Origin of the sequence: Shewanella sp. LC6, from assembly GCF_006385735.2 — a bacterium.
In the GTDB taxonomy this organism is placed as follows: Bacteria; Pseudomonadota; Gammaproteobacteria; order Enterobacterales; family Shewanellaceae; genus Shewanella; species Shewanella xiamenensis.
Genome location: NZ_CP043903.1, coordinates 223,091 through 245,865, shown reverse-complemented (window position 1 = coordinate 245,865; position 22,775 = coordinate 223,091). Strand labels below are relative to the sequence as shown.

Here is a 22,775-nt window from a genome sequence, read left to right as displayed (position 1 = left end):
TTCGGAGTAGAGGCATTCCCACAATCCATAAAAACACCCCTATAACAAAGGTGAACCATGTTTGCAGGGTTACTACGAAAATGATTACTACCAAAAGCAACCCATAAACGATCTTACGTTCTCCGCCCAAAACTAAATTACTTCGGTTAAAATTGAATATTGGAGTGCGATTTAGTTTTGACCCCATTTTTAACCCCTTAAATTAGCGTTGAAGATATACCGAACACTGAGGACAGAATGTTTGTTGCAAACACGATGACTGAAACAACGAGTGCTATGTAACATAAGGTTTTAATCAGGTTGGTAATTTCACCACCCCAAATTAGAGTGATGCCAGACCCCGCAATGGCTATAACTGAAATCCCGAAAGCAATCGGGCCAGTAATGGATGAAACGATTTTTGAGAGTGGGCTTTCCCATGGCATACCCGTATTACTGGATGCGTGAGCCATATCGGGGAACATCATCATTAGTAATACAATCGATACACCAATTAGGAAGGGAAGGTGCTTGTTAAAACTAAGCGTGGGTGCATAGTTAGTCATCATTAATCCTTTAAGCAAGTTTTTCATATAGATATTGGTTGGATTTGGAGTCATACCCTGTAACCTGAATCACCTCCTCGATTTTGCGGCCAGTTGGGTTTTTTTTGATAAAAACAACGACATTGATAGTGCTGGCTATCATTGCCTTGTTTACGTTTGGGGTGGCTTCTGAAAGAAGATCTTCTAAGCGTTGCAAGCCTTGGCTTGCGCTGTCGGCGTGGATTGTTGCAATCCCGCCCGGGTGCCCAGTGTTCCAGCCCTTAAGTAATTCAAGAGCCTCACCGCCTCGAACCTCACCCACTAAAATTCGGTCAGGTCTGAGTCGCAATGTTGCTCTCAGTAGACGGTTAATACTGGTGTGTTCGTTGCTGCGAAGGATTACAGAATTTGGAGCAGTGCATTGCAGTTCGTTGGTGTCCTCCATAATAACAATGCGCTCATTGATATTATTTTTTACCATTGCATCGATAAGGGCATTGGCGAAAGTTGTTTTACCTGAACCAGTACCGCCGACAATTAATATATTTTTGTGTGACTCAATCGCATCCAAAAGCGCCTTAAATTGATGCTCGCTCAATATTTGGCTTTCGATGTAATTATTCAGGGTGAAAACCCTGAGTGCTTTTTTGCGGATTGTAAAAGTGGGGTTCTTTGTCACCGGGGGAAATATCCCCTCAAACCGTGAACCATCGAGCGGTAGTTCACATTCTAAAATAGGTTTTTCATCACTAATTGTTGTGTTGTGATAACCCGCGATTGCTTTCATAAACAAACTGGCGCTGTGGGGCTGCATTGAGCCAAATACGCTCATGGGCTCGCCAAATTCTTCAACCCATAATTGCCCGTCTGGATTTAACATGATTTCAATCACGTTAGGATCGTGCAATTTTTTATATAAGGGTATGCCCATGTGTGATTTGATGCTTTGAAGCCGGGAATCCATTGCGTCCATTAATTCACCTTTTACGTAATTTCAATTGAACAAGTGACAAGATATTTAGGAGTGTTACCGCTGCGAAAATGAAAAGAATGTGTTCCATAGTCATCGTTTAAATATCCCTTAGCGCAAGCAAGAAAGGCGTTAGTAAGACACGGCGCAACCCCTAACCCTTTCCTTTGTCCATGTTCGCCCAGGCGCAACTTATGAAATCCGCTGTCTTATGCAGACGTCATCGTTAAGATTCGTTAGTTTCCGTTACTCACTCACGCCTGTTGTGATTCGTAACCCGTCCACATGGAAGTTGCTAATTACATAAAATGTCCTCTTAATCAGAAGTTTATCCAACCTATTTCAAATGACTTTATAAATTAGTTTGTCATCCCAATTGATAAAATCACTTAATAATATCCCCTGTTAACAGGGGATATTATTGATGTGGTTATCTACCAAACCAGCCGTCCGCTGGTGCCGCCGATAACAGGCGGGGCTATATGCGTTTGTGGGTCATGCTCACAAGTCGGGATTGATTCCCTCACAGGCCGCAGGTGTTTCCTGCGTTTTAACGCTTATCTGGGCGTTCCTGTGCTCGGTCGCCACCAGAGGCACATAGGTCTATTTCAGCAGTTTCCGTTACTCCCCTACTGGACGCCGGGAGTGACCATTTCCACCATGTATGACAAATAATGGATGGATGGTCTTTTATGGCTCAAATTGTTAAAGAGCGTGACTAAAATTCGGGGTGTAAAAATCCCTACGCAGAGCGCATGATTTTTTAGGATTTAGTGGGTAGTCAGCCCACGTCCTATTAGGATTTAAGCGGGAGCTTATCTAAGTGAGAATTAACAATTCTTTCTACAATCTGCGCCTTTGTCTCTTTTCCACCACCATCAAGACGTAATTCTTGGATTTTCCTATTACTACGACTTGAAAGAGTTACTGTTATTTTTACTGAGGAAAAACCCTCGTCAGAGGCTTCCTGAGCGTGGTTCTGCTTAGGCATCTATTGCACGCCTCATTTATCTTTTCTTAATCACTCTCAAAGGTACAAACTGAAAAAAATGTGTGCCTTATGAGCCTTTTATGTTGCAGGTGTATTTTGTGTAAAAAAAATATAAAAGTATGTCACCCTGTAAGGTTACAGGGCGACTTAGTGCCAATTCGGGGAACTAGGAGAGTAACGGGAATTGATAATTGAAAGCAGACGCAAGCGTAAAACTGTGGAAACGGCTATGAAAAATCAATCGCAAATCAGTTGAAGATTCAGTATTTAGTTTTACTTTACAACGGTTTATATATGTCTTAACTGTGTTGCTATTAGCATTCATTAGGGTTGAAACATCAGTGGTATGCACTCCGCAAGCAAACCAATATAAAGCCTCCGTTTCTTTTAAAGACAGTTCGGGAAACAATTTTTCTAAGATGTCTAAGACACTTTTAGGGGGAGTTTGCTTGAAATATGTAATTAGATCTTTAGTATGTGGCATAGCCATACATCCTTCTACTTAGGCTGTGATGGTTAGCTATGTTGAAGTGCGGGAACACTTCAACATAGCGTTATTTTATTTGTTAAGTTGTTGTATCTAATGTTAATAATATTTTTCGATTAAATCTTCTCCATACTTCCCATTGTCAGCTGTTAAGCCTGCAATGAGCAGAATTACTTCTTTTCTTTTATCTTTTGATCTCCATCTATGCCGAAGCGTTGACTCTGATATTTCTAGTTTGCTGCAAAGATCACCAACACTGAGGTTGGTTACATCATTGATGAATGTTTTTAGTTTTACCTGTTTCATTTTCGGCAATAGTTGTCGTTTTTTGTAATGGTAGAGTTTTTATTAGACAACTTCAAATGTTTTTCTAGGGAATTAATATAATCCCCTCCCTCTGTGACGTACCATTAAGTGATTTTTTGACCTAAAAAATTTGAAAAACAAGTAAGACTTAGATAGACTAAGGGTAGTTCTTGAGGTGAGAGTGCAGCACATAGCTTGCTATCACCACATTAACGTTTGTTATGTGGTGTACGTTTACACCAAGAATTAGAGTGTGCTGAGACTGACCTCTTGGCGTGAAGCATTCGACAAGAAAGCCGCCTTATCCGAATGGGGCGGCTTTTTTGTGCTCGTAATTCAGTAAATTAAGATCATTGATCTTTGCGATCGTTTCCATTACATTAGATCCATCGTTTGGATTAGTCACCCAAACACCTACAACATTCGGAACCTATAAAATGCCATTTATTTTTTTTGGCTGCCATTTGCAGCACCTAATCTACAGACACATAAACCGTTGCTTTAATTCGTCCTCGATCTCTCGATCAATTGGGCTGAGTTGTAGCATTGCGGGTGTGTCTGATGCAAAACGCTAACCAGTCAGATTTCCTCTATTCATCACCAAGCGATGAATATCAAGAGCTGCTGCCGCCGCTATCTTGCTATGAAATGGATGCATCGTTTCTCGATACCGTTCCTGACGGTGAAGCCTTTTCTGTTGATGACGAAGTAACCCGCTTAAGGGCTGCCAGAAAAGCGGAGCGTGACAAGATAAATGCAGAAATTAAACACATTGCTGATACTGTGAAAAGAAAACACGCCGCAGTGGGCTTTAAGGCCAAGATTGCAGGCTTCACAGGATTTAAAGGCAAGCGTTTACCTGACTTTATTCAAACGTTACTCACACAAGCTAAGTTGTTACCTTATCGTGAGGAATTTCTAGATTGTGGTGACGGTTTAAGGCGTGGTGCCCCCCAACACCGGTCAAAAGTGATCTTAGGTTATATGCTTTCTGCATTTGTTGTTAATTGCAATGTTAACAACGGTCATATTGTCGTTGCTACAAGACAAGGTGGCAAGAATGTAACCCATGATGCGCTGCGTAAAGAGGTTGCAATGCGGCACGGGGTTTATATACCTGAATCTACATGGTATTTCTACTTTAATCGATTAGTACAAGGCTAAATTTGCCCAACGCGCCAAAAGTGTAAAGTTAGATTTATGCACGAGGTAACAACTTGTTTTCAATATCAAATACACCTTAAACCTAAAAATTAAAAATTTGCCATAATCTCTTTAGAGATTTTGATAACCGACTTATGATAGTAGTTTTGATAGGTGATAAATTACTCTATCAAATTGTATACATTTTGATAAGGTGCATTTTTGACTTTTATCGCCCAACTGGTGTAAATTGAGCGAATCGAACGATTCGTTTAAAGGTGATAAATGAACACTCTTTCAGCCAATGAAGCAAAAATTCACTTTGGAGATTTGTTGCTCAAAGCTCAACAAGCTCCAATCCAAATTAATAAAAATGGCAAGCCTGTGGCCGTTGTTATTTCAGCTGATGCATACCAAAGTATCGAGACACTAAAATTACATTTGCTTCAATCCAAAGCGGTGAAAGCCATAACTGACATCAAAATGGGCAATTTGGTTGATGGTAATACCTTTTTTGATGAACTGGCCGCAGGGCAGTATGACTAATGCCGGTAACTTATCATTTAACGCCCGATGCACAATCTGATCTGATAGGTATTCACCGCTTTACGTTAGCCCAATGGGGAACGACTCAGTCGAAGACATATTTATCAGGACTTAGACAAACGATTCTGCTGCTGGCTGAAACACCCACCCTTGGGAAAAATAGACCCGAGGTACGCATGAATGTGTTTAGCTTCCCTTATTCAAGTCATGTCATCTATTACATCCAACATGAGCATCAATTCGTTGTATTTGGGATCTTACATAAAAGTATGGTTCCACTTGCACATCTCGCGGAGCGGGAAACAATCTGATGTAGTGAAATATGAGGTTATCCATGAAAAATGACGCTCGGCGGCTATCTATTTTGTCAACCGATGAAATAGATGAACTGTTTGGATTACCTCATTTCTCAGATGATGATCGTCGATTATATTTTGACTTAAGTGCTAAAGAGCGCGAGCTATTCGACAATACCCGAACGTTTTCTGTGGCAGCCCATTTAGTATTGCAACTGGGTTATTTCAAAGCCAAACGGCAGTTTTTCAGTTATGAACAAGAATCGTCAGTACTAAATGACTTGGATTACATTGCCGCGCTGTACTTTCCCACCAAAACGCTTTCAAGACTGAAAAGTCCCTCAAGACCGATTAGGGCTGAACAGCAACGAGCAATTCTTGATTTATTCCAGTATAAACAATGTGATAATGAGGTAAAAGTTGATTTGGAAGATAAAGCACAGCGCGTTGCGATGTTATCGACACAACCTATCTTTATCTTTCGTGAATTAACCCAATACTTAGCATTACACCGTATTGTCATGCCCAGTTATCGGTATATGCAAGAGATGATTGGTAGAGTGGTGGCTTATGAACGCACCCGTATTGCTCGATTACTTAGCACTTGCATGACTTCACTTATCGATCAGCAATTAGCGGCTTTGCTTCGGGCTGAGTCAGGAGTATTTCGCGTCAGCGCATTAAAACATGAAGCTAAAGATTTCAGTTATAAAGAATTGCGACATGAAGTCGCACGGCGGCAGTTTTTCCAGCCTCTACATGAGTTTGCCAAGCAGTTCCTCATAACAGCGGGGATCTCCAATGAAAGCGGCAAGTATTATGCTTCTATGGTTAAGTTTTATACCACTTATAAACTTCAACGCATGAAAAAAGAGACTGCTCAGTTATATCTGCTGTTTTTTGCTTTTCATCGGTTTCAGCAAATTAATGACAACTTAATTGAAGCATTGCTCCATTGGGTCGATCAATATGAGAAACAGGCCAAGCGTGCCGCTGAAGAAGCAATGAATAATGCAGTTACCAATGCAGCGAAAAATTTACAAGCCGCGGGTCATGTATTGAGCCTGTTTACGGATGACACCATCACCGATGACACACCTTTTTCCGTTATTAAAGAAAGAGCCTATGCATTGCTTGAACAAGAGAGATTCCCATTAGTTGCTGATTACTTACGCAATATTGCTTTCGACAAAACGGCATTTGAATGGTCACATTACACAAAATTATCAGCCACATTCAAACGTAACTTAAGGCAACTTTTTACTGATCTGGATTTTGCCGGACGTGTAGAAGACTCTCCTTTGCTTGAAGCTATCGGTTTTTTACAAAACTTGTTACGCACAGAAAAATCACCAAGGCAAACTGATCCTAATGCATTTCCGACTGAGATTATTCCTAAAGGTTTACGCCGATATTTGTTTAGTAAAGAGGGTAAAACATTTAAAACGCTAGATGTAGATCGCTATGAGTTTTTGGTCTATCGCCTACTACGCAACTCACTGGAAGCGGGTGATGTGTACGTTAAACATAGTAATGAATTTCGCCGCTTTGAAGATGACTTAATAAGCGATCTTAGATGGCAGGATAAAGAACGAGTATTGCAAGATATTGGTGCACCCATTTTATTGGCCCCTATCCAAGATACTCTGGCTGTATTTCATACTATGCTAGCAGCACGTTATAGTGCGATTAACCAACATATTTCTGATGGGGTCAACAAACATATTAAAGTAATTGGGGCTGCCGAAAAGCGTCGTTGGAAGCTGCTTTATCCGAGCAGTGATGAATCCGTTAATAGCGATTTTTACAGCCAGTTACCAGGAATTGGTATTGCGGATCTACTGTGGTTTGTTGCGGGTAATACTGGATTTTTAAATGCATTTACCCATGTATTAGATCGTTATGTAAAGCATGAAGCTGATCCCCGTGAAATTTTCGCCTGTATTGTTGCGATGGGAACAAACATGGGGTTAGCAAAAATGGCTGAGGTTTCAGGCCTTAGCTCAGCATCAATGGCGGGGACGTCTAGAAATTATCTACGCTTGGAGACGTTGCGAGCGGCTAATGATGCGATTAGTAATGCAACCAGCCAGCTACCCGCATTTCATCTCTATGATATTCAGGACTCGCTCCATTCAAGTAGCGATGGCCAGCGGATGGAAACGCAAATTAACACCCTTAACGCTCGATATTCTCCTAAGTATTTTGGTTTACAGAAAGGTGTCAGCGCCTACACGTTGGTCGCAAATCATGTTCCTATAAATGCAAAGATTATTGGGACTCACGAACATGAAAGCCATTACGTTTTCGATTTATTGCATAACAATACCTCTGATATAAAGCCAGAACGGCATTCCACTGACACCCATGGCACCAATCAGGTTAATTTTTGGATTTTGCATGCATTTGGATATCATTTTGCACCTCGTTATCGTGATTTGCATAAGAAAATGGATACGTTAGTCGGCTCACAACATCCCAATGAGTGTGGTGACTGGCTAATAAAGCCTGCCCGAAAAACCAACGATGAATTGATTGAACGTGAATGGCCCAATATTCAACGTATCATGGCATCGCTAGCTCAAAAAGATGTTACTCAAGCCACGATTGTTCGCAAACTCTCGAGCTATTCGCGTCAGAATCAGACCAAGAAAGCATTATGGGAGTTGGAAAATATATGCCGAACGCTATACATTCTCGACTTTGTCGACGATGTTGGCTTACGTCAATGTGTACAAAAAGCATTAAATCGTGGTGAAGCCTATCATCGTCTCAGGCGAGCTGTTGCATTTGTTAACGGTGGAAAATTCAGAGTAAAAACGGAAGAGGAGCAACAAATTTGGAATGAATGCTCTCGGCTCATCACCAACGCGGTCATTTACTACAACACAGTGCTGCTATCTCGTGTCTATGAACAGAAGCAAACAGTAGGAGATCAAAACGCACTAGCTCAGCTTCACAGTATTTCGCCCGTTGCATGGCAGCACATCAATATGTATGGCAATTTTGAGTTTAGTCCATCAACCTCAAAAATAGATATCGAAGCATTGGTTGCTCGATATGCTGAACCAGAATATTGGCAGCAAGCCTTGACGGATAGTGAGACGCCAAGCGTTGATTTTTAGAGTAATTAATATGAAGAGCAGAAATGATTATGAAATTTGAAAAGCACAACTATCTATTTTTATTAGTATTATGTTGCAGTTCTTTTGCTTTGACTGGAAACGAGTTAAATAAAGATATCATCCAATCAGCACAAAATGGGGATGCCACTTCCTCACTGATACTTGGACGAGCTTATGAATTGGGTAACGGGGTAAAACAAGATTTAAGTAATGCATTTAAATGGTATTTAATATCTGCTGAAAAAGGTGATGTGAACGCTCAGATCATCGTTGCAACAAAATATGCAACAGGCGACGGAATAGTTGAAAATTTAGGGCAGGCTTTTAAATGGTACTTAAAGGCCGCTCAACAAGGACTTCCAGAAGCACAAAATATAGTCGGCAGAATGTATGCCGCTGGTGATGGCATAGAGAGAGATTTTTCAAAATCTTTTTTATGGCACTTAAAAGCCGCGGGGCAAGGTAATATTTACTCTCAGTTAGCTATAGGAACCATGTATGCATCAGCTGTTGGTGTGGAAAAAGATCAAACACGTGCTTTAGCATGGTTTCTAAAAGCAGCAGAGCAAGGAAGTGATATCGCTGAAAAAATTGTTGGCGATACTTATAACTTTGGCTATGGAGTTCCAATAGATTGGAGTAAAGCACATTTTTGGTATTTAAAATCAGCTAGACAAGGAAATCTAGAAGCGCAAAAGGCACTTGGATTTCTCTATGTTCTTGGACAAGGAACCGAACAGGACTTTAAAAATGGCTATGCATGGTTCTCTATTGCTGCAACTGGAGGAGATGTAGAGTCTATTAATTATAGAGATGAAACAGCTAAAAACTTGTCGACTCAACAGCTTAATGAGGCTCAGCAATTATCTAGCAAGCTGTATGAGGAATTATCGAATTCGAGATAACCCGTTTCGAGCTAACTTTACATATTTGGCGCGTTGGGCAAATTTAGCCAGTTTGGGCTATGCCCTTCGATAACAAGCACAAGTTCAATAGCCTGGGTATAAAGGTACTTCTGGCCTTTGTCACCGGCGTAGTGCTGTCTATTGCATTGAGTATTCTGGTGATTTTCTGGGTGTCTGTTTTTCACAAAAACACCCTGGCGACACTAGATGTGTCTGATGTCGCGGAAAAGATAGGACAAACACTGCAATTTAACCCGGAAGGGAATCCGGTTGGCTTGTCTATCGGGCATGGTGAGTTGGACTGGGTATTCACCAGTATGCAGCAAGATGTCGCCTACCGGGTGTTAAACAGTGCCGGACAGACGGTTATTTCGTCGGTGCCGGTAGAAAATGTCTGGCAATCTGAAAACCTTACACAACCGCCAGAGCAAGGTCACAATCTGGCCGAAGTAAATGGCATTTCTTATCACAATGTAACTGCGGCAGTAATAAACAATGGCCGTACTTGGTACTTACAAATTACGGTTAGCGAACGATTTTATGCATTCGTCCATCATGCCTTCTCAGTGCCCTTTATGATGATTGGTATAGTGTTGTTCAGTGTGGTTCTGTTGTTTATTTTTGGTGCATGCACTTGGATAACCCTACGTTACACCTTAAAACCACTAAGAGAGTTGTCGGACTCAGCAACGGCGATTTCGCCCCGAACCCTGAAAGAGCGATTATCAACAGAAGGGATACCCACAGAAATATCTCCGCTGGTCGATAGTTTTAATCACGCTTTGGACAGACTGGAGAATGGCTACCGTATTCAACAGGAGTTTATGGCAACTGCGGCCCATGAACTCAAAACACCATTGGCGCTAATCAGGGCGCAAATTGAACTGAAAGAGCCGAGTGAAGACCGCGATGTCTTGCTTAACGATGTTGCGCACATGACCCGGCACGTGCAGCAATTGCTGATGCTTGCCGAAGTAAGTGAAGAGCAAAATTATATCTTAGCAGAGTGCCATATCGTGACTGTTGTTGAAGAGGTATGCAGTTTCTTGCAGCCTATGGCTAAGCAAGCAGAGGTAAAGTTAGCCGTAACTCAATCAGTGGACTCTAGTTGGGAAGCAGATCGTTCAGCCCTGTTTGTTCTATTGAAGAATTTACTGGAAAACGCAATTCAGCATGCTCCCAAACATACGGAAGTTCTTATTCATATGGATACAGCAGAGATTACTATCCGTGACTTTGGGCTTGGCGCCACAGGCGAGCAGTTAAAGCATATTTTTGAACGATTCTGGCGCGGCCCACACCGGCGTGATCACGGAGCAGGACTCGGTTTAACAATATGCAAGGAAATTGCACAGGCGCATGGTTGGGAATTGAAAGCAGAGCGTGCTGAACCAGGATTAGCTTTTATCTTGAACAGATATTCAGCGAAATAACGCAGGAAAAAATCTAAGCAATTATTTACTAATTTAGAAGTTTCACCGGATCATTTCTACCCCAAAAGCTTGCTAGAGATTGCTCAGACTTTTATTGTCACTTCCACAGTGTTTCTGGTAGCAACGCGCATAAGAAATGATCAAACTTTAGCTTTTTATAGCCGACGAATCGTTTGAAAAGGCACGTCTCCGATACAAAGTTTATTGTCCTCCGACAGATGTCGTTAGGCGGCTAACGTTTCAGATAAATTCATCACTTTCGATGTTTTTAGGGAATTAAATCGCTGCCATTTTAATCGGTACTCTCTAGGATATTAATCAGACGATTAATTAAGTAATGAGAGCCAAAACTATGTCTGATGAACATTCAGCTCAAAATGTTCCTTTGGAACAAAAAAAAGTGGGTCGACCTACTGGCGGTGAAAGTGACGCTCGTAAGAGACTGATTGACGCTTCTCGCCAGTTGTTGAAATAGAAGAAGTCAGTTAAAAAGGAAGGGTAAACGAAGGTCAGATTAAGTAGGCCGGATCACACCGAAACGCGTGGCTGGATGAGACCGGAATTGGTGGAAATACGCAGATGGATGCAGTTTTCTCGTGATATAACAAACAAATTTTATCGCCAGCAAAAAGCGCTGGTTGTGACGTCAACCCGCTGCGCAGTTTTCCGCGCTAAATTTGGCGTTAACCCATAGAAATTTTTATCCGAAATCCACCTCATAAAGCCGACGTCCTAACACGCTTTTTATCCCAAAAGTGAGTTGAGTTTGTGTTTTTGGGTCATCTGTATTCACCAAACTTAAATTTATTAAAAAATCAATTAAAATAGATGGTTAGTTTTGATTTGGCCGAAATCAGTCAGATCACGGCGGACCCTCATATATCCCATACGAATTACTCTTTATTTTCCGTTCTATTAATTAGGGGTATCACTTACTCTTAAACCGTTAGGGCGTTCAAGATAGATACGGCCATCACCCGCATCAACAGTTTTCCAAAGTTCTTTAGTGCCATCCGCTAGGATGACTAATGTTTGGGCATCTGGTTCAAGAGAAAACATCCAACATGAGTAATAGCCAAATCCATTGTTACAACGATCTGTGCCAACTATTACCGCCGACCTATCACCTAGATTAAGAGTACGGCCATCGGGTATCGCCCATACCGTAGGTTTAGGTAATTGATAATATTCTGATAGGCTACTTCCTAACTCTGTAGCAGAGTCGCAACCATACATAAAAGTGGCTGAAATCAATAGAAACAGTGTTTTTTTCATTAATGTTTCCGCTTAAGTTGTCGAAGTGGATAAACGCATCACTAATAGCCCCTTATACTCTTTAGATGGTTTTCTGGAAAAAGATAAAAATATATATAATTTAGTATGTTATGAGTTTTTCCGGAAAAGTAAAAATTTTTAAGGAAATCACAATAAAAATAAACTCTGGAAAACGTTTTTCCAGAGTTTTATGGCCTAAATTCGGTGTATTATAAAAGGTAATGTTTGTTGTGTGATTGCTTTTGTAGTGGCCAAATAGTGGCCAAATTCACTATGCCACTACACTTTGCCAGCTCCTTAGTGCAAAGTAATGACTGGCAAAAATAGTCTAGATTCCACAATGTACAATCGATATACAACTTAACTTTTGGGAGTAATTTCAACCGAAGAAAACATCACAGCTAAAACTTGACCATCATCATCATAAACAGTCCATTCGTTATTGTTGCTACTTGCTTTACATAAACTAAAGCCAACACTGCCATTTTCTTCAATGCTAGTACAACCGTTGAATTTCAAATTGTAAGCAGAGCCCCTAAAATCTTTAAACACAAGTAATAAGATGTTATTTTCAAAACAGTAACCCTCAATAACTCCATCAGCAATAAATAAATCATTAAGTTTCATAACATTACTCCCATGGCCAGACTGTTGTTTTTTCAGCACCAGCTTTCTCAAATGCTTTTCTCATGTTTGCTTTAGGGCTTGGAGCCTTTGCTGCATCATATATATGACGATGCGGTAAAACATGCTGCCAAAAATTCTTGTTGAATAAATTAAGAGTTCCATTATGGCTTTGAAGTGCCTTAGAAACATCGCCGATATGATTTTCCGAGACAATCAATCGTGTTGGTGACACCTCGTGGTACGTAGCACCATTTGGTCTAGTATAGGTTCGTGCTGACTGTATCTGTTGTTGAATGATACTACTTCTTGTATAACCACCAAGAGCTTGCATTAAGCCCATACCACGAGAAGCCATAAATCCGGGAGCCATTATTGACTTGGCTAATGCTGCCTTATCCCACCCAGTACTAAAAGCATTTTCCAATTCAGACCTGAAGCTACCATAACTATTACCGAGGATATCCCTTAGTTCATCGTCATGAAGAGATCCTGCAACATTTGCCAGCCCCGCTCCATATGTATCAGGATCAGCAATCATTTCACGCAGTGCATGTTCATTAATGCGAAAGTTTCCTTTCCCCGCATTCTGCTTCGGAGAGCCTATTGCCTCGGTTTTCTGTGTACCTGTTGCCGAGCTCGATTGCCGACTTGAACCATTACCGCTTCTATCGTAAATAACCGTCCAGCCTGAGCCCCGACCACTGCCGTCCATTCGCCTCTTTTTCTCAGGCTTTTCCTCTTCCTGCTTAGGACATCCTTCGTTTCTATCAGGGCACTCGGCATAGTATCCCGTTGGGTCAGTCCCTGCGAGCGGGTTGTTCATGATGTAGCTGTAGGGATTGACGCTCTGGGTTGAGGTCGGACTCTGTATAAACGGGTCCACACTCATAAACCGACCGAGGTTATAGTCGTAAATCCGCCCGTTCATATGAATTAACTGTTGTTCACTCAGATGCTCGTGGTCGGTAAAACCGCGGCGGTTCTTATTGGTGACCGCTAAATCCTGTAGCTGTGAGAGTACCGTGTTTTTATTCTGGATATCCAGCTGATGGTTTATACCCAGGTCGGTGGTGCGGCCAAAGGGGTCAAAATAGCGCTGGCTAACGATATTACCATGTTGGTCTGCTAGGGTGGTGGTACTGCCTAATCTGTCCTTGAGGGTAAATTGCAATAAATGACCACGCAGCCAGATGTAACTGAGTACCGCAACATCATCAAGATAGGCTCGCCAGCTACCATCGCTGTCAACTTCAAAGTACTTATCAACATAATAGGTGGTCGTGGTTGTGCTACCGACTGTACGGCTTTGCTTGGCGCGCATATTATCGCTGCCATAGACAAAGCTGGTGGTGGCACCTCGGCCTGAGACGCTCAGTGGCTTATCCATGGCGTTGTAGGTCATGGTTAAGCCATCACCCACACGTAAATTACCGCGATTATCGTATTGAAAACTCACCGTGGTGCCATTGAGTTTAGTTAGCTGACACACGGCGTTTGGCTTGTAGCCACAGGCGCTGCCGCCATAGCGGTAGGCCGTGGTGCTATTTGCGCTGTAGTCGGTCTTGTTAAGGAAGTTACCCACCTTATCGTAGGCATAGTTAACCGTGGCGCTAAAGGTCGGGTTGGTATTGCTAAACTGATACTCCGTTAGACGATTAAGCGTGTCATAACGGTAACTCTTAGTTAGGCCTGTCACCCCATCACGCTCACTGATGAGGTTCATAAAATCATCATAGCCATCATAGTAGTGCGCATGAATACGCCCAAGCGGCCCATCCACTTCGACACTTGCCATGGTGCCTTCACTGTAATAGCGGCGAGATTCCGACATCACCCGGTTAGCAAGGTCAGCGCCCGTGATATGGCCCGCTTCATCCATGGCTGTGATGTGACGATATACATAACCTGAAGCAGCATTGCTGGTCTGCTCGAGATAGCCGTAATCGTTATAGGACTATCTTGATACAGGGGGAGGGTTGAGCCATTGGGGTATTCCAGCGCATTAGGGTGACCATAGAAACCATCGTACTGATGTTTGAGCGTGCGACTGGCGCCATCGACGGTCACTGTGGTTTTTAAATTGTTAAAGAACACTTTCATTTCGATGGTTATATCTAGCCGCTTTTTTTTGAAATCCCTCGGCGCCCCTAACCGAGTTGAAAGCCCCTTGTGCTCATAGGTAAATTTGCTATCGCTTCCGAAGGATGCGTCCCTGTACCTGGGAAAGCTAGCTTGCCCTCCATGGCGATATTCACGCAATTTGCCTATTAGCCCTGCGGCAACTCCAAAGGGAGCTGTATTCTGTGGCATGCGCAGTAGGTTTAAGCCAAAAGAGATCTGCCTGTATTTCTGAATATTAGTGGACTAGGGAAAGATAAAAGATTCAATAACCTCTGACTTGGTAAAGTTCTTATCCTCGTCTACATACAAATATATAATTATCGCCGAATCTACCTGCTTATCTTTTGAAGTATCTCTCACTATGCACTGATATCGACTAACATACTTGTCATAAGTAAAAATTATATCGTTACTATTTAGGAACGACTCTATCTTTGCGCTAGGGTCACCCATCGTAAGGTGCTGTTTTATTAATTCTTCAACCTGTTCTGTAGTCACAGGGGCATCTCCTTTGCAAGATGTTAGAAGTAGGCAAACAATGATGATGCAGCCAAGCAGGTGGTGTCTTATATTATTCATACCATAATCCCTCATAGTCACTTCAAATAGGATAAATTTTTCGTGTCCAGACGACCCGATTCCCAGCCGGGCGACCACACCTGAGGTGTAGGTCGTTTAAACCCGAGACTCTCTACAAACGTAAAGGCATAAGAATTACTATTAAAACTTGGCTTGTATGGAATTAAGTTAGCATTTGTCACATTGGCAAATTCATGCATACGAGACGCAGCTTCAGCGAAACTAATTGTTAATTTGCCTACATACTGTGTTGTATGAACCTTGTCAGGACTGTCACGAAATGTTTTATCATATACACCCGATTCTGCCCTTATGGTTCCCAATCCAATACCTGACCCACCTTCATCAGTTTTTCCTAAGCTAGGCCCTGCACGTGTAGCATACTGCTCACCAGTTAGTGGGTCTGTAACTATAACTAATGCATGATTAGTCCCCATGCCAACGGGTGTATCTGTATAACCTAATGAGATATTCACAGATCGACTTCCTTGAGTACATGCTGTACCACCTCCTACGCAAGCCATTTCAGTCCCATTAAACTCCGCAACCTCTCTATCACTAGAGTTAGCTAAAGGCGTTCCAACTTGATTGGTTTTACTCCCACTCTTACCCGCATTCTGCTTCGGAGAGCCTATTGCCTCGGTTTTCTGTGTACCTGTTGCCGAGCTCGATTGCCGACTTGAACCATTACCGCTTCTATCGTAAATAACCGTCCAGCCTGAGCCCCGACCACTGCCGTCCATTCGCCTCTTTTTCTCAGGCTTTTCCTCTTCCGGCTTAGGACATCCTTCGTTTCTATCAGGGCACTCGGCATAGTATCCCGTTGGGTCTATACCCGCCAGCGGGTTGTTCATGATGTAGCTGTAGGGATTGACACTCTGGGTCGAGGTCGGACTCTGTATAAACGGGTCAACACTCATAAACCGACCGAGGTTGTAATCGTACACTCGACCGTTCATATGAATTAACTGTTGTTCATTCAGATGCTCGTGGTCGGTAAAACCGCGGCGGTTCTTATTGGTGACCGCTAAATCCTGTAGCTGTGAGAGTACCGTGTTTTTATTCTGGATATCCAGCTGATGGTTTATACCTAGGTCGGTGGTACGGCCAAAGGGGTCAAAATAGCGCTGGCTGACGATATTGCCATGTTGGTCGGCTAGGGTGGTGGCACTGCCTAATCTATCCTTGAGGGTAAATTGCAGTAAATGGCTGCGTGTTGGGGTGTAACTCAGTACCGCGATATCATCACCTGTTGCATCCGACAAGAATGCACGCCAGCTACCATCACTGTCGGCTTCATAGTACTTATCGACATAATAGGTGGTCGTGGTTGTGCTACCGACTGTACGGCTCTGCTTGGCGCGCATACCGTCGCTGCCATAGATAAAACTGGTGGTGGCACCTCGGCCTGAGACGCTCAGTGGCTTATCCATGGCGTTGTAGGTCATGGTGAGACCATCACCCACACGTAAATTACCGCGATTATCGTATTGAAAACTCACCGTGGTGCCATTGAGTTTAGTTAGCTGACACACGGCGTTTGGCTTGTAGCCACAGGCGCTGCCGCCATAGCGGTAGGCCGTGGTGCTATTTGCGCTGTAGTCGGTCTTGTTAAGGAAGTTACCCACCTTATCGTAGGCATAGTTAACCGTGGCGCTAAAGGTCGGGTTGGTATTGCTAAACTGATACTCCGTTAGACGATTAAGCGTGTCATAACGGTAACTCTTAGTTAGGCCTGTCACCCCATCACGCTCACTGATGAGGTTCATAAAATCATCATAGCCATCATAGTAGTGCGCATGAATACGCCCCAGCGGGCCATCCACCTCAACACTCGCCATGGTGCCTTCGCTGTAATAACTGCGTGATTCCGACATCACCCGGTTAGCAAGGTCAGCGCCCGTGATATGGCCCGCTTCATCCATGGCTGTGATGTGACGATATACATAACCTGAAGCAGCATTGCTGGTCTGCTCGAGATAGCCATAATCGTTATAGGCATATTTGAGGGTTAAGCCGTTCGGATACTCCAAGGCTTTTGGTCTGCCATAGAAGCCATCGTACTGATGCTTAACTGTGCGACTGGTGCTGTCGACTGTGACCGTGGTTTGTGCCAGTTGCAGCGCGGGCGTATAGGCATAAGTGCGAGCGACGCCATTTTCGGTCTCGGACGTCAGCAAGCCTTGTTTGAGGGTGTCCCACACAAAGGTCGCTGTCCCTGGTGCACTGCCGCCCGTGGTGGTTTTACTGGTGACACGCCCTAACACATCGAGCACAGTGGTTTGCAGCACGCCATTGGCGTCGGTTTGCTTATCCAGCTCGCCTAGGCTGTTGTAACCAAAATTGGTAGTGCCTTGATTAGGGTCAATGACTTGAGTTTTATGACCAAAGCCGTTGTAAGTTGCCGTGATATCATGATTGTTGGCATCGCGGATAACTAACGGTCTGCCGGCGCTATCGTAGGCAAAACGGTTAGTGCCAGGCTCCTGACTTGAAGTGCCGGCATCCACCGTTTCATACAGCCAGCCTTGACTGCCATAGGTACGTGACATCAAGCGTCCTTCGACATTGATATCCGTGGTTAACCCGTTATAGGTGTATAGGGACTCTAGCCCTCCGGAGCGCCCATTAGGAATTGTGCGTCGGCCGGGTCTATCGAGCGCATCAAAATCACTGAACTCGGTATAGTCTGCCGCGGTGCCATTGCCATAGGGCGTCGATTCTCGGGTTAAGCGTCCAAGTGCATCATAATGTTTATCTTGATATTGATAGCCCCCATCAAAGCCTTGGGTTGCGGTGCGCAGTAAGCGACCTTGGCCGTCAAAATACTGCTCCGTTTCAGGGATACCTGCGCCGCTGGTGCGGGTCATCATCACGGGGATGTTGTCATTGCCCTGAGGCGGATTATTGCCCTCATTGGCGAGTAAATAGCGCAGATAGCGGGTGGGGCTGCCCGTCTGCTGCACTAGCACCGGCCGACCGATACCATCGTACTGGGTTTGGGTGACGATATTATTAGGCGCTATCACTTTGGTGGGGAGCCCTAACCCCACATCGTATTCGGTAGTGGTGATATGACCTTTGGCATTGGTGACGTTGTAAGGCAGGTAGCCATCATCAGCTTGGGTTGTGCCGTCTTTGGTGTAGGTAAAGCTCGATTGCCTTGCCGCCAAGGCACTACACGTACTGCTTTGCCCTGTGGTTTTAGTCCATAGTGGCAGACCGTAACTGTTTAATCCGGTTTCTTCGATGCGATTGCAACTGCTGTTACTGGCGGTATAGGTCATCTTGATGGGGAGGCGATGCGCACTATCCCACGTATTGACCGTTTGCAATTGCCACTGCGCCTTATCCGTCGCGCCTACCGGGTCATCTCCCCAGTTGCGCTGCGCGGTATTGTGGGTCGTGCGTGTCCAGTTGAACTTATTCAGCCACCAATTATTAACATCGGGCACAAAACCAGTTTCTGTCACACTGGTATAGGTATTCGCCTGACCCTTTATGTAATCAGTCACTTTTTGAGTTTGCTTTTTAATGTTGCCCGATGCGTCCACATCACTAGGATTGACTTGGGTTTCTGCCCTGGACAAGGGGGGCCCCTGTAAATCCCACTGCTGCTTCACCGCAGACACCGGGTAAACCCACTGCGTCCCTGCGGGAGTGGTGACTAAGGTATCATAGTCAATCTGCTCGCGGACCAACGGGGTCAGCTTACAAGCATCTTCCGATTCACTACTGAGGCACACTCGAGACTCTTGCAGTTTTCCGGTTAACGGAAATAATTGATGGTATTCGTGAATGCTGCGCAGTCCGCGGTCAACATCATCGGCAATGATGGTTCGAAACCCTTGAAAGCCTCTACCAGCGCGATTATAGATAGCCTCTCTATAGTGGTACTGCGTCTGCTGCGTGCCTCCGCGCCCGTTATCACTAAAGCTGTCACTCACCACATACATCGATGACGTAAAGTAAAAATGTGTTCTGCTTGGGTCGTTATCAATATACCGCTCTGAGGGGACTTGATAAAACGGCGTACTCTCAATGCGCCCCGTGAGCACCCGCGACAAGGGGGCGTAATCCCACTGATAGGTTTTACCGAGACCATCTTGGACTTCATACACAGTATCAACTAACTTGCCGTGGTCAGTCCCTTCGCCCGCCTGATTGTATTGCTCAAAATACCCACCGACATAGGCTGGCGAACCGCTCGCAAAGTACATTGACAAATTCGCATAATAGTAAGGTTGGCCAGCGACATTGATGTACTGGCCTTTACCTGCAGTTTGGTTGTAGCTGGTCATCATTTGATAACTGAAATCAGCAAAGCCATTGTTATCAATATCGTTAATCATCAAGCCGAGTGAACGGTCACCGTTTCGAATAAATAACGACTGAATGGGCGCATAAACCACATTGGGTATTTCGCGACCGATAGTGGCTCCTACACTACTGTCTTTAAAATCGAGTACTGTCCAATGAAAGCGCCGAGCGTCATAGCGAGACCAGTCAATGTCAATTTCAAGCCATGGATGGCTACTCAAGTTGACTTCACCGCGGTGCAAATCATCGTTGCAAACCGTGACATCATAGGGCTCTTGCGAGCCACTATTGCTAGGATTACCTGAAAAGCTCACGCACACATTGTCTTGACTGTGCGTGGCAACCAGCAGTTCGTCCACGCCGTCACTGTCAATATCGGCAACGCGCAGCCCGCCCCAGCGTGATTGTATTCGTGTGGTGCCATTTTGGTAGGCTTGGTAGGCATGAATACCCGTCCCTGTTCCTAAGCTGCGTTCTGGAGAAAAGGTGCGATTACCGCGATTTTCCCGTACCTGCCAACTGAAGCTGCTGCCCACTTGTAGTGCGCGAATATAATCAGATAAACCATCACCATTGATATCAGCAAACACATACTCATTGTTAACATGATTGGTGGGTAGTCCTAGCGTTGCACTGGATACCGCGGTCCCAAGGGTTAACAAGCCGCTGGATGAAATACTGCCAAACTGGACACTGATTTGCTCGGATGCGTTAGCAAGACGCAAGGTCTTGACCACATCCATCACACCATCACCGTCCATATCCATATAGCGTATCTGCTCAAGATAGCTCTTGCCATCATAGGTTGTCTTGCTGCGCGTTGTGAGTAAGTGAGGGCCTGAAAAACTCGGTGTCACTCCGCCTTGGTGTTGGTAGTAATAAACCTTGTGGTCAGCCCCGATATAGGCAAAATCTTGATGACCATCGCCATTCAAATCTAAAATCTGTAGCGTGGCCCCTACGCCAGAGGGGTTAGTCCAAAAGTCGCTCGGCAGGATGACATTCGTGGGAATGAGGGTTGTGGGACTAAGTCCTGGTTAAATTGGAACAGGCTTACTTGTCCACTTGTGCGATTGACGATGAAAAAATCACTAATGCCATCACCATTCAGGTCCCCTTGCGGGTAATAAAAGATACCGTTAGCAATATCGCTTGATTGTGCCGAGGCGTCATAGGCAAGCGTGTAATCGCCACTGGCTTGTCGTTGGTAAATCTTCACCAAATAGCTGATTAATTTATCTGTCCCATCGTATTGCGCACTCAGGTGAACGAGCTCTTGAATACCATCACCGTTTAAATCCATCTGACGCGTCTGGTCGTGGCGACCATTACCCGCGACAGGATTGATAACGCGATGGGCACTACTGCTGGAATCCCGGCTATCCCACGCTAACAGCGGGGCGTAGCTCCGTAAATCCGTTGCGGCTTTACACTGACCTTGGTAACACTCTTTTATTGATTGCAGCAACGAGCGTTGAGTGTGCGAACTCGTGTCATATGCCAATTCATATCGGCGGAGTGTGACACTATCCAACTGTGATTCAATCGCCTTAAGGCGTAAGGTGGAGCGGATAAGTCCACCGGCAAGATAATGGCGAGCTTGGTCTGGCCGCGTTTCATACTGAAATGCCACTTTGCGATTGCCGACACTTGACTGGTGCCCGGTGTAATCAATCGCGCTGAGCGCATACTCACCACTGCCTGCATTGAGATAGGCATAGGTCATGGTGTTGCCCGCACGGTCTTGTTGTTTGTTGATGGCCCACGTCATGGGTAACGTGTGCCCTAGGGCAATATGCCGACTGTCGGTTGTCCCGCCATAAGTTGCCACGATATTGTCTTTACGCTCGACGACAAAGTAGGTGGTCGCACTGGTTAACGCGCCGTATTGGGTGACTCTGACAAATTGTTCTAACTCGGTACGATATTGCGCGCCGGATGTGCCATATTGGCCACTGACAGCCATTAACTTTTGCCCGTCGAGACACAAACGGTCGCTGGCACTCATAATAACCGCACGACTCAGCCCCTCTTGGGCAACCGTGGTATCACAACGGTGCAGCGCAGAGCCCGCCGTCACTGACCAGCCCACTCCCGCGATACCCTGTCCTGAGCGTGATGAATAATCAAGACTCACCGCTGGTTGCATGCCATTGCGCCCCGGTGGAATGTCGATAGGCACAGAAAAAACAGCAGCGCCACCGGAGACACTCGCCTGTCCATTAACCGCAGACGCTCGAAAATCAATGGCCTCAGAAGGCGCGCGCTCACTGCCGCCCGCATCAGCAACCGTTACTGGGGATAGGTTTTTCCAATCACTGCCAGTAACAGATAAAGCCACTTGCGTATTACTCGATAACATCCAAGCACTGCACGCTGTAGCGCAAGCGCGAACCTGATATTGATAAGTACCCGAAGCAAGCCCCGACAATGCATAACTGGTGGCCGTTCCAGAATATTTCGCAACCCATGCGCCACCATTAATGCGTTGCTGTAACTCATAACGCGTAGCGCCACTGGCGCCAGCCCAAGAAACACTAAAGGCGCCTGCAGTATTGGTTGCAGGAGTAGAGATAGAGGCTGGAGCCGAGGGGGTAGAAGGCGTTGAAGGAGTGCCCACTGAAATAGGCAAATTATAGGCGCTACAGGATGAACCGATACAAGCATTGATGCGGTAGTAATAACCAGAGAGAGTCTTGTTGGAGAGTTGCAATAATCGTTTGCTAGACCAACCACCACTGCAAACATCACCCCCAACAGCAAACGTAGCATAGGCAGCAGCACCACTATCCGCTTGACCTAATCCCGTATAGACAGTTGTCCAAGACTGATTATCAGTGGACTCTTGGATATTAACGGCAGTGACAGAGCAATTAATACTCCAGCGTAATTCGACAATTGATGTAAATCGACTCCCTGTTAAGGTAGGTGCCTCAAGTGGAAAAGGGGAAACTGGACCCACTTCAATATCAGGGAGTGTGAGGGCTGCTTGACCGGGCAGAGATAATATAGCTGCAAATAAAGCAATCAAAATGGTAAAAACTGATTTGCGTCGCTGCGGTAACATAGCATTCCTTTAGTTCAAGTTCCTTTTTTTGTCAAATTAAGATACGAAAATAAATACATT

16 protein-coding genes are annotated in these 22,775 nt (G+C 44.6%); 6 read left to right on the top strand and 10 right to left on the bottom strand.

The features are described 5' to 3' along the window. Nucleotides 1–197 precede the first annotated feature (197 nt). The 4 genes from FJD32_RS23660 to FJD32_RS23640 form a co-directional block, all read right to left on the bottom strand. The gene (locus tag FJD32_RS23660) at nucleotides 198–545 is read right to left on the bottom strand and encodes a TrbC/VirB2 family protein (RefSeq protein WP_081990880.1); all 348 of its coding nucleotides are present in this window, start codon (nucleotides 543–545) and stop codon (nucleotides 198–200) included. A gap of 10 nt (nucleotides 546–555) precedes the next feature. Further along, on the bottom strand, nucleotides 556–1,497 hold the full coding sequence (gene trbB / locus FJD32_RS23655; RefSeq protein ID WP_240200040.1) for a P-type conjugative transfer ATPase TrbB: 942 nt from the start codon (nucleotides 1,495–1,497) through the stop codon (nucleotides 556–558). Between the two features lie 793 nt (nucleotides 1,498–2,290). Then, the gene (locus tag FJD32_RS23650) at nucleotides 2,291–2,485 is read right to left on the bottom strand and encodes a hypothetical protein (RefSeq protein WP_088212956.1); all 195 of its coding nucleotides are present in this window, start codon (nucleotides 2,483–2,485) and stop codon (nucleotides 2,291–2,293) included. A gap of 586 nt (nucleotides 2,486–3,071) precedes the next feature. After that, complete coding sequence (locus FJD32_RS23640; RefSeq protein ID WP_140418345.1) at nucleotides 3,072–3,287, bottom strand: hypothetical protein; 216 nt, start codon at nucleotides 3,285–3,287, stop codon at nucleotides 3,072–3,074. Between the two features lie 552 nt (nucleotides 3,288–3,839). Between FJD32_RS23640 and FJD32_RS23635 the strand changes: the two genes are divergently transcribed. From FJD32_RS23635 to FJD32_RS23610, 6 genes are all read left to right on the top strand, one after another. Continuing rightward, a complete protein-coding gene (locus FJD32_RS23635; protein WP_181159891.1) occupies nucleotides 3,840–4,442 on the top strand; it encodes a hypothetical protein in 603 nt (200 codons plus the stop codon). Nucleotides 4,443–4,706: 264 nt separating this feature from the next. Further along, nucleotides 4,707–4,967, top strand: coding sequence for a type II toxin-antitoxin system Phd/YefM family antitoxin (locus FJD32_RS23630; protein WP_011787805.1), 261 nt, complete (start codon nucleotides 4,707–4,709; stop codon nucleotides 4,965–4,967). After that, a complete protein-coding gene (locus tag FJD32_RS23625; protein ID WP_140907296.1) occupies nucleotides 4,967–5,278 on the top strand; it encodes a type II toxin-antitoxin system RelE/ParE family toxin in 312 nt (103 codons plus the stop codon). The genes FJD32_RS23630 and FJD32_RS23625 overlap by 1 nt, the downstream gene beginning before the upstream one ends. A 23-nt stretch (nucleotides 5,279–5,301) precedes the next feature. Next, nucleotides 5,302–8,388 (top strand): Tn3 family transposase, encoded by a 3,087-nt coding sequence (locus FJD32_RS23620; protein WP_205403063.1) that lies wholly within the window; start codon nucleotides 5,302–5,304, stop codon nucleotides 8,386–8,388. A gap of 29 nt (nucleotides 8,389–8,417) precedes the next feature. Then, on the top strand, nucleotides 8,418–9,293 hold the full coding sequence (locus FJD32_RS23615) for a tetratricopeptide repeat protein (protein ID WP_181317832.1): 876 nt from the start codon (nucleotides 8,418–8,420) through the stop codon (nucleotides 9,291–9,293). A gap of 59 nt (nucleotides 9,294–9,352) precedes the next feature. Continuing rightward, nucleotides 9,353–10,726 carry an ATP-binding protein gene (locus FJD32_RS23610; protein WP_140906948.1) on the top strand — a complete coding sequence of 458 codons (1,374 nt, stop codon included), beginning with the start codon at nucleotides 9,353–9,355 and terminating at the stop codon, nucleotides 10,724–10,726. Between the two features lie 915 nt (nucleotides 10,727–11,641). Here FJD32_RS23610 and FJD32_RS23605 read toward each other — a convergent pair. The 6 genes from FJD32_RS23605 to FJD32_RS25325 form a co-directional block, all read right to left on the bottom strand. Then, a complete protein-coding gene (locus FJD32_RS23605; protein ID WP_140906947.1) occupies nucleotides 11,642–12,001 on the bottom strand; it encodes a hypothetical protein in 360 nt (119 codons plus the stop codon). Nucleotides 12,002–12,361: 360 nt separating this feature from the next. Beyond that, nucleotides 12,362–12,628, bottom strand: a complete 267-nt coding sequence (locus FJD32_RS23600; RefSeq protein ID WP_140906946.1) for a hypothetical protein — start codon at nucleotides 12,626–12,628, stop codon at nucleotides 12,362–12,364. A gap of 4 nt (nucleotides 12,629–12,632) precedes the next feature. Continuing rightward, on the bottom strand, nucleotides 12,633–14,507 hold the full coding sequence (locus tag FJD32_RS23595) for an RHS repeat-associated core domain-containing protein (RefSeq protein ID WP_240200039.1): 1,875 nt from the start codon (nucleotides 14,505–14,507) through the stop codon (nucleotides 12,633–12,635). Then, the gene (locus FJD32_RS25195) at nucleotides 14,459–14,722 is read right to left on the bottom strand and encodes a hypothetical protein (protein WP_240200038.1); all 264 of its coding nucleotides are present in this window, start codon (nucleotides 14,720–14,722) and stop codon (nucleotides 14,459–14,461) included. Before FJD32_RS25195 ends, FJD32_RS23595 begins: the two co-directional genes overlap by 49 nt. Nucleotides 14,723–15,345: 623 nt before the next feature. After that, nucleotides 15,346–20,583: an RHS repeat-associated core domain-containing protein gene (locus FJD32_RS23590; protein ID WP_345890732.1), complete on the bottom strand. Its 5,238-nt coding sequence runs from the start codon at nucleotides 20,581–20,583 to the stop codon at nucleotides 15,346–15,348. Nucleotides 20,584–20,606: 23 nt separating this feature from the next. After that, nucleotides 20,607–22,715, bottom strand: coding sequence for a SpvB/TcaC N-terminal domain-containing protein (locus FJD32_RS25325; protein WP_140906944.1), 2,109 nt, complete (start codon nucleotides 22,713–22,715; stop codon nucleotides 20,607–20,609). Between the last annotated feature and the right edge of the window lie 60 nt (nucleotides 22,716–22,775).

What these genes read in the sequence shown, in the direction of transcription:
- FJD32_RS23660 (WP_081990880.1), bottom strand. Translation starts at nt 545, where the DNA reads ATGACTAACTATGCACCCACGCTTAGTTTTAACAAGCACCTTCCCTTC.
- trbB (WP_240200040.1), bottom strand. Translation starts at nt 1,497, where the DNA reads ATGGACGCAATGGATTCCCGGCTTCAAAGCATCAAATCACACATGGGC.
- FJD32_RS23650 (WP_088212956.1), bottom strand. Translation starts at nt 2,485, where the DNA reads ATGCCTAAGCAGAACCACGCTCAGGAAGCCTCTGACGAGGGTTTTTCC.
- FJD32_RS23635 (WP_181159891.1), top strand. Translation starts at nt 3,840, where the DNA reads ATGCAAAACGCTAACCAGTCAGATTTCCTCTATTCATCACCAAGCGAT.
- FJD32_RS23630 (WP_011787805.1), top strand. Translation starts at nt 4,707, where the DNA reads ATGAACACTCTTTCAGCCAATGAAGCAAAAATTCACTTTGGAGATTTG.
- FJD32_RS23625 (WP_140907296.1), top strand. Translation starts at nt 4,967, where the DNA reads ATGCCGGTAACTTATCATTTAACGCCCGATGCACAATCTGATCTGATA.
- FJD32_RS23620 (WP_205403063.1), top strand. Translation starts at nt 5,302, where the DNA reads ATGAAAAATGACGCTCGGCGGCTATCTATTTTGTCAACCGATGAAATA.
- FJD32_RS23615 (WP_181317832.1), top strand. Translation starts at nt 8,418, where the DNA reads ATGAAATTTGAAAAGCACAACTATCTATTTTTATTAGTATTATGTTGC.
- FJD32_RS23610 (WP_140906948.1), top strand. Translation starts at nt 9,353, where the DNA reads ATGCCCTTCGATAACAAGCACAAGTTCAATAGCCTGGGTATAAAGGTA.
- FJD32_RS23605 (WP_140906947.1), bottom strand. Translation starts at nt 12,001, where the DNA reads ATGAAAAAAACACTGTTTCTATTGATTTCAGCCACTTTTATGTATGGT.
- FJD32_RS23600 (WP_140906946.1), bottom strand. Translation starts at nt 12,628, where the DNA reads ATGAAACTTAATGATTTATTTATTGCTGATGGAGTTATTGAGGGTTAC.
- FJD32_RS23595 (WP_240200039.1), bottom strand. Translation starts at nt 14,507, where the DNA reads ATGGATGAAGCGGGCCATATCACGGGCGCTGACCTTGCTAACCGGGTG.
- FJD32_RS25325 (WP_140906944.1), bottom strand. Translation starts at nt 22,715, where the DNA reads ATGTTACCGCAGCGACGCAAATCAGTTTTTACCATTTTGATTGCTTTA.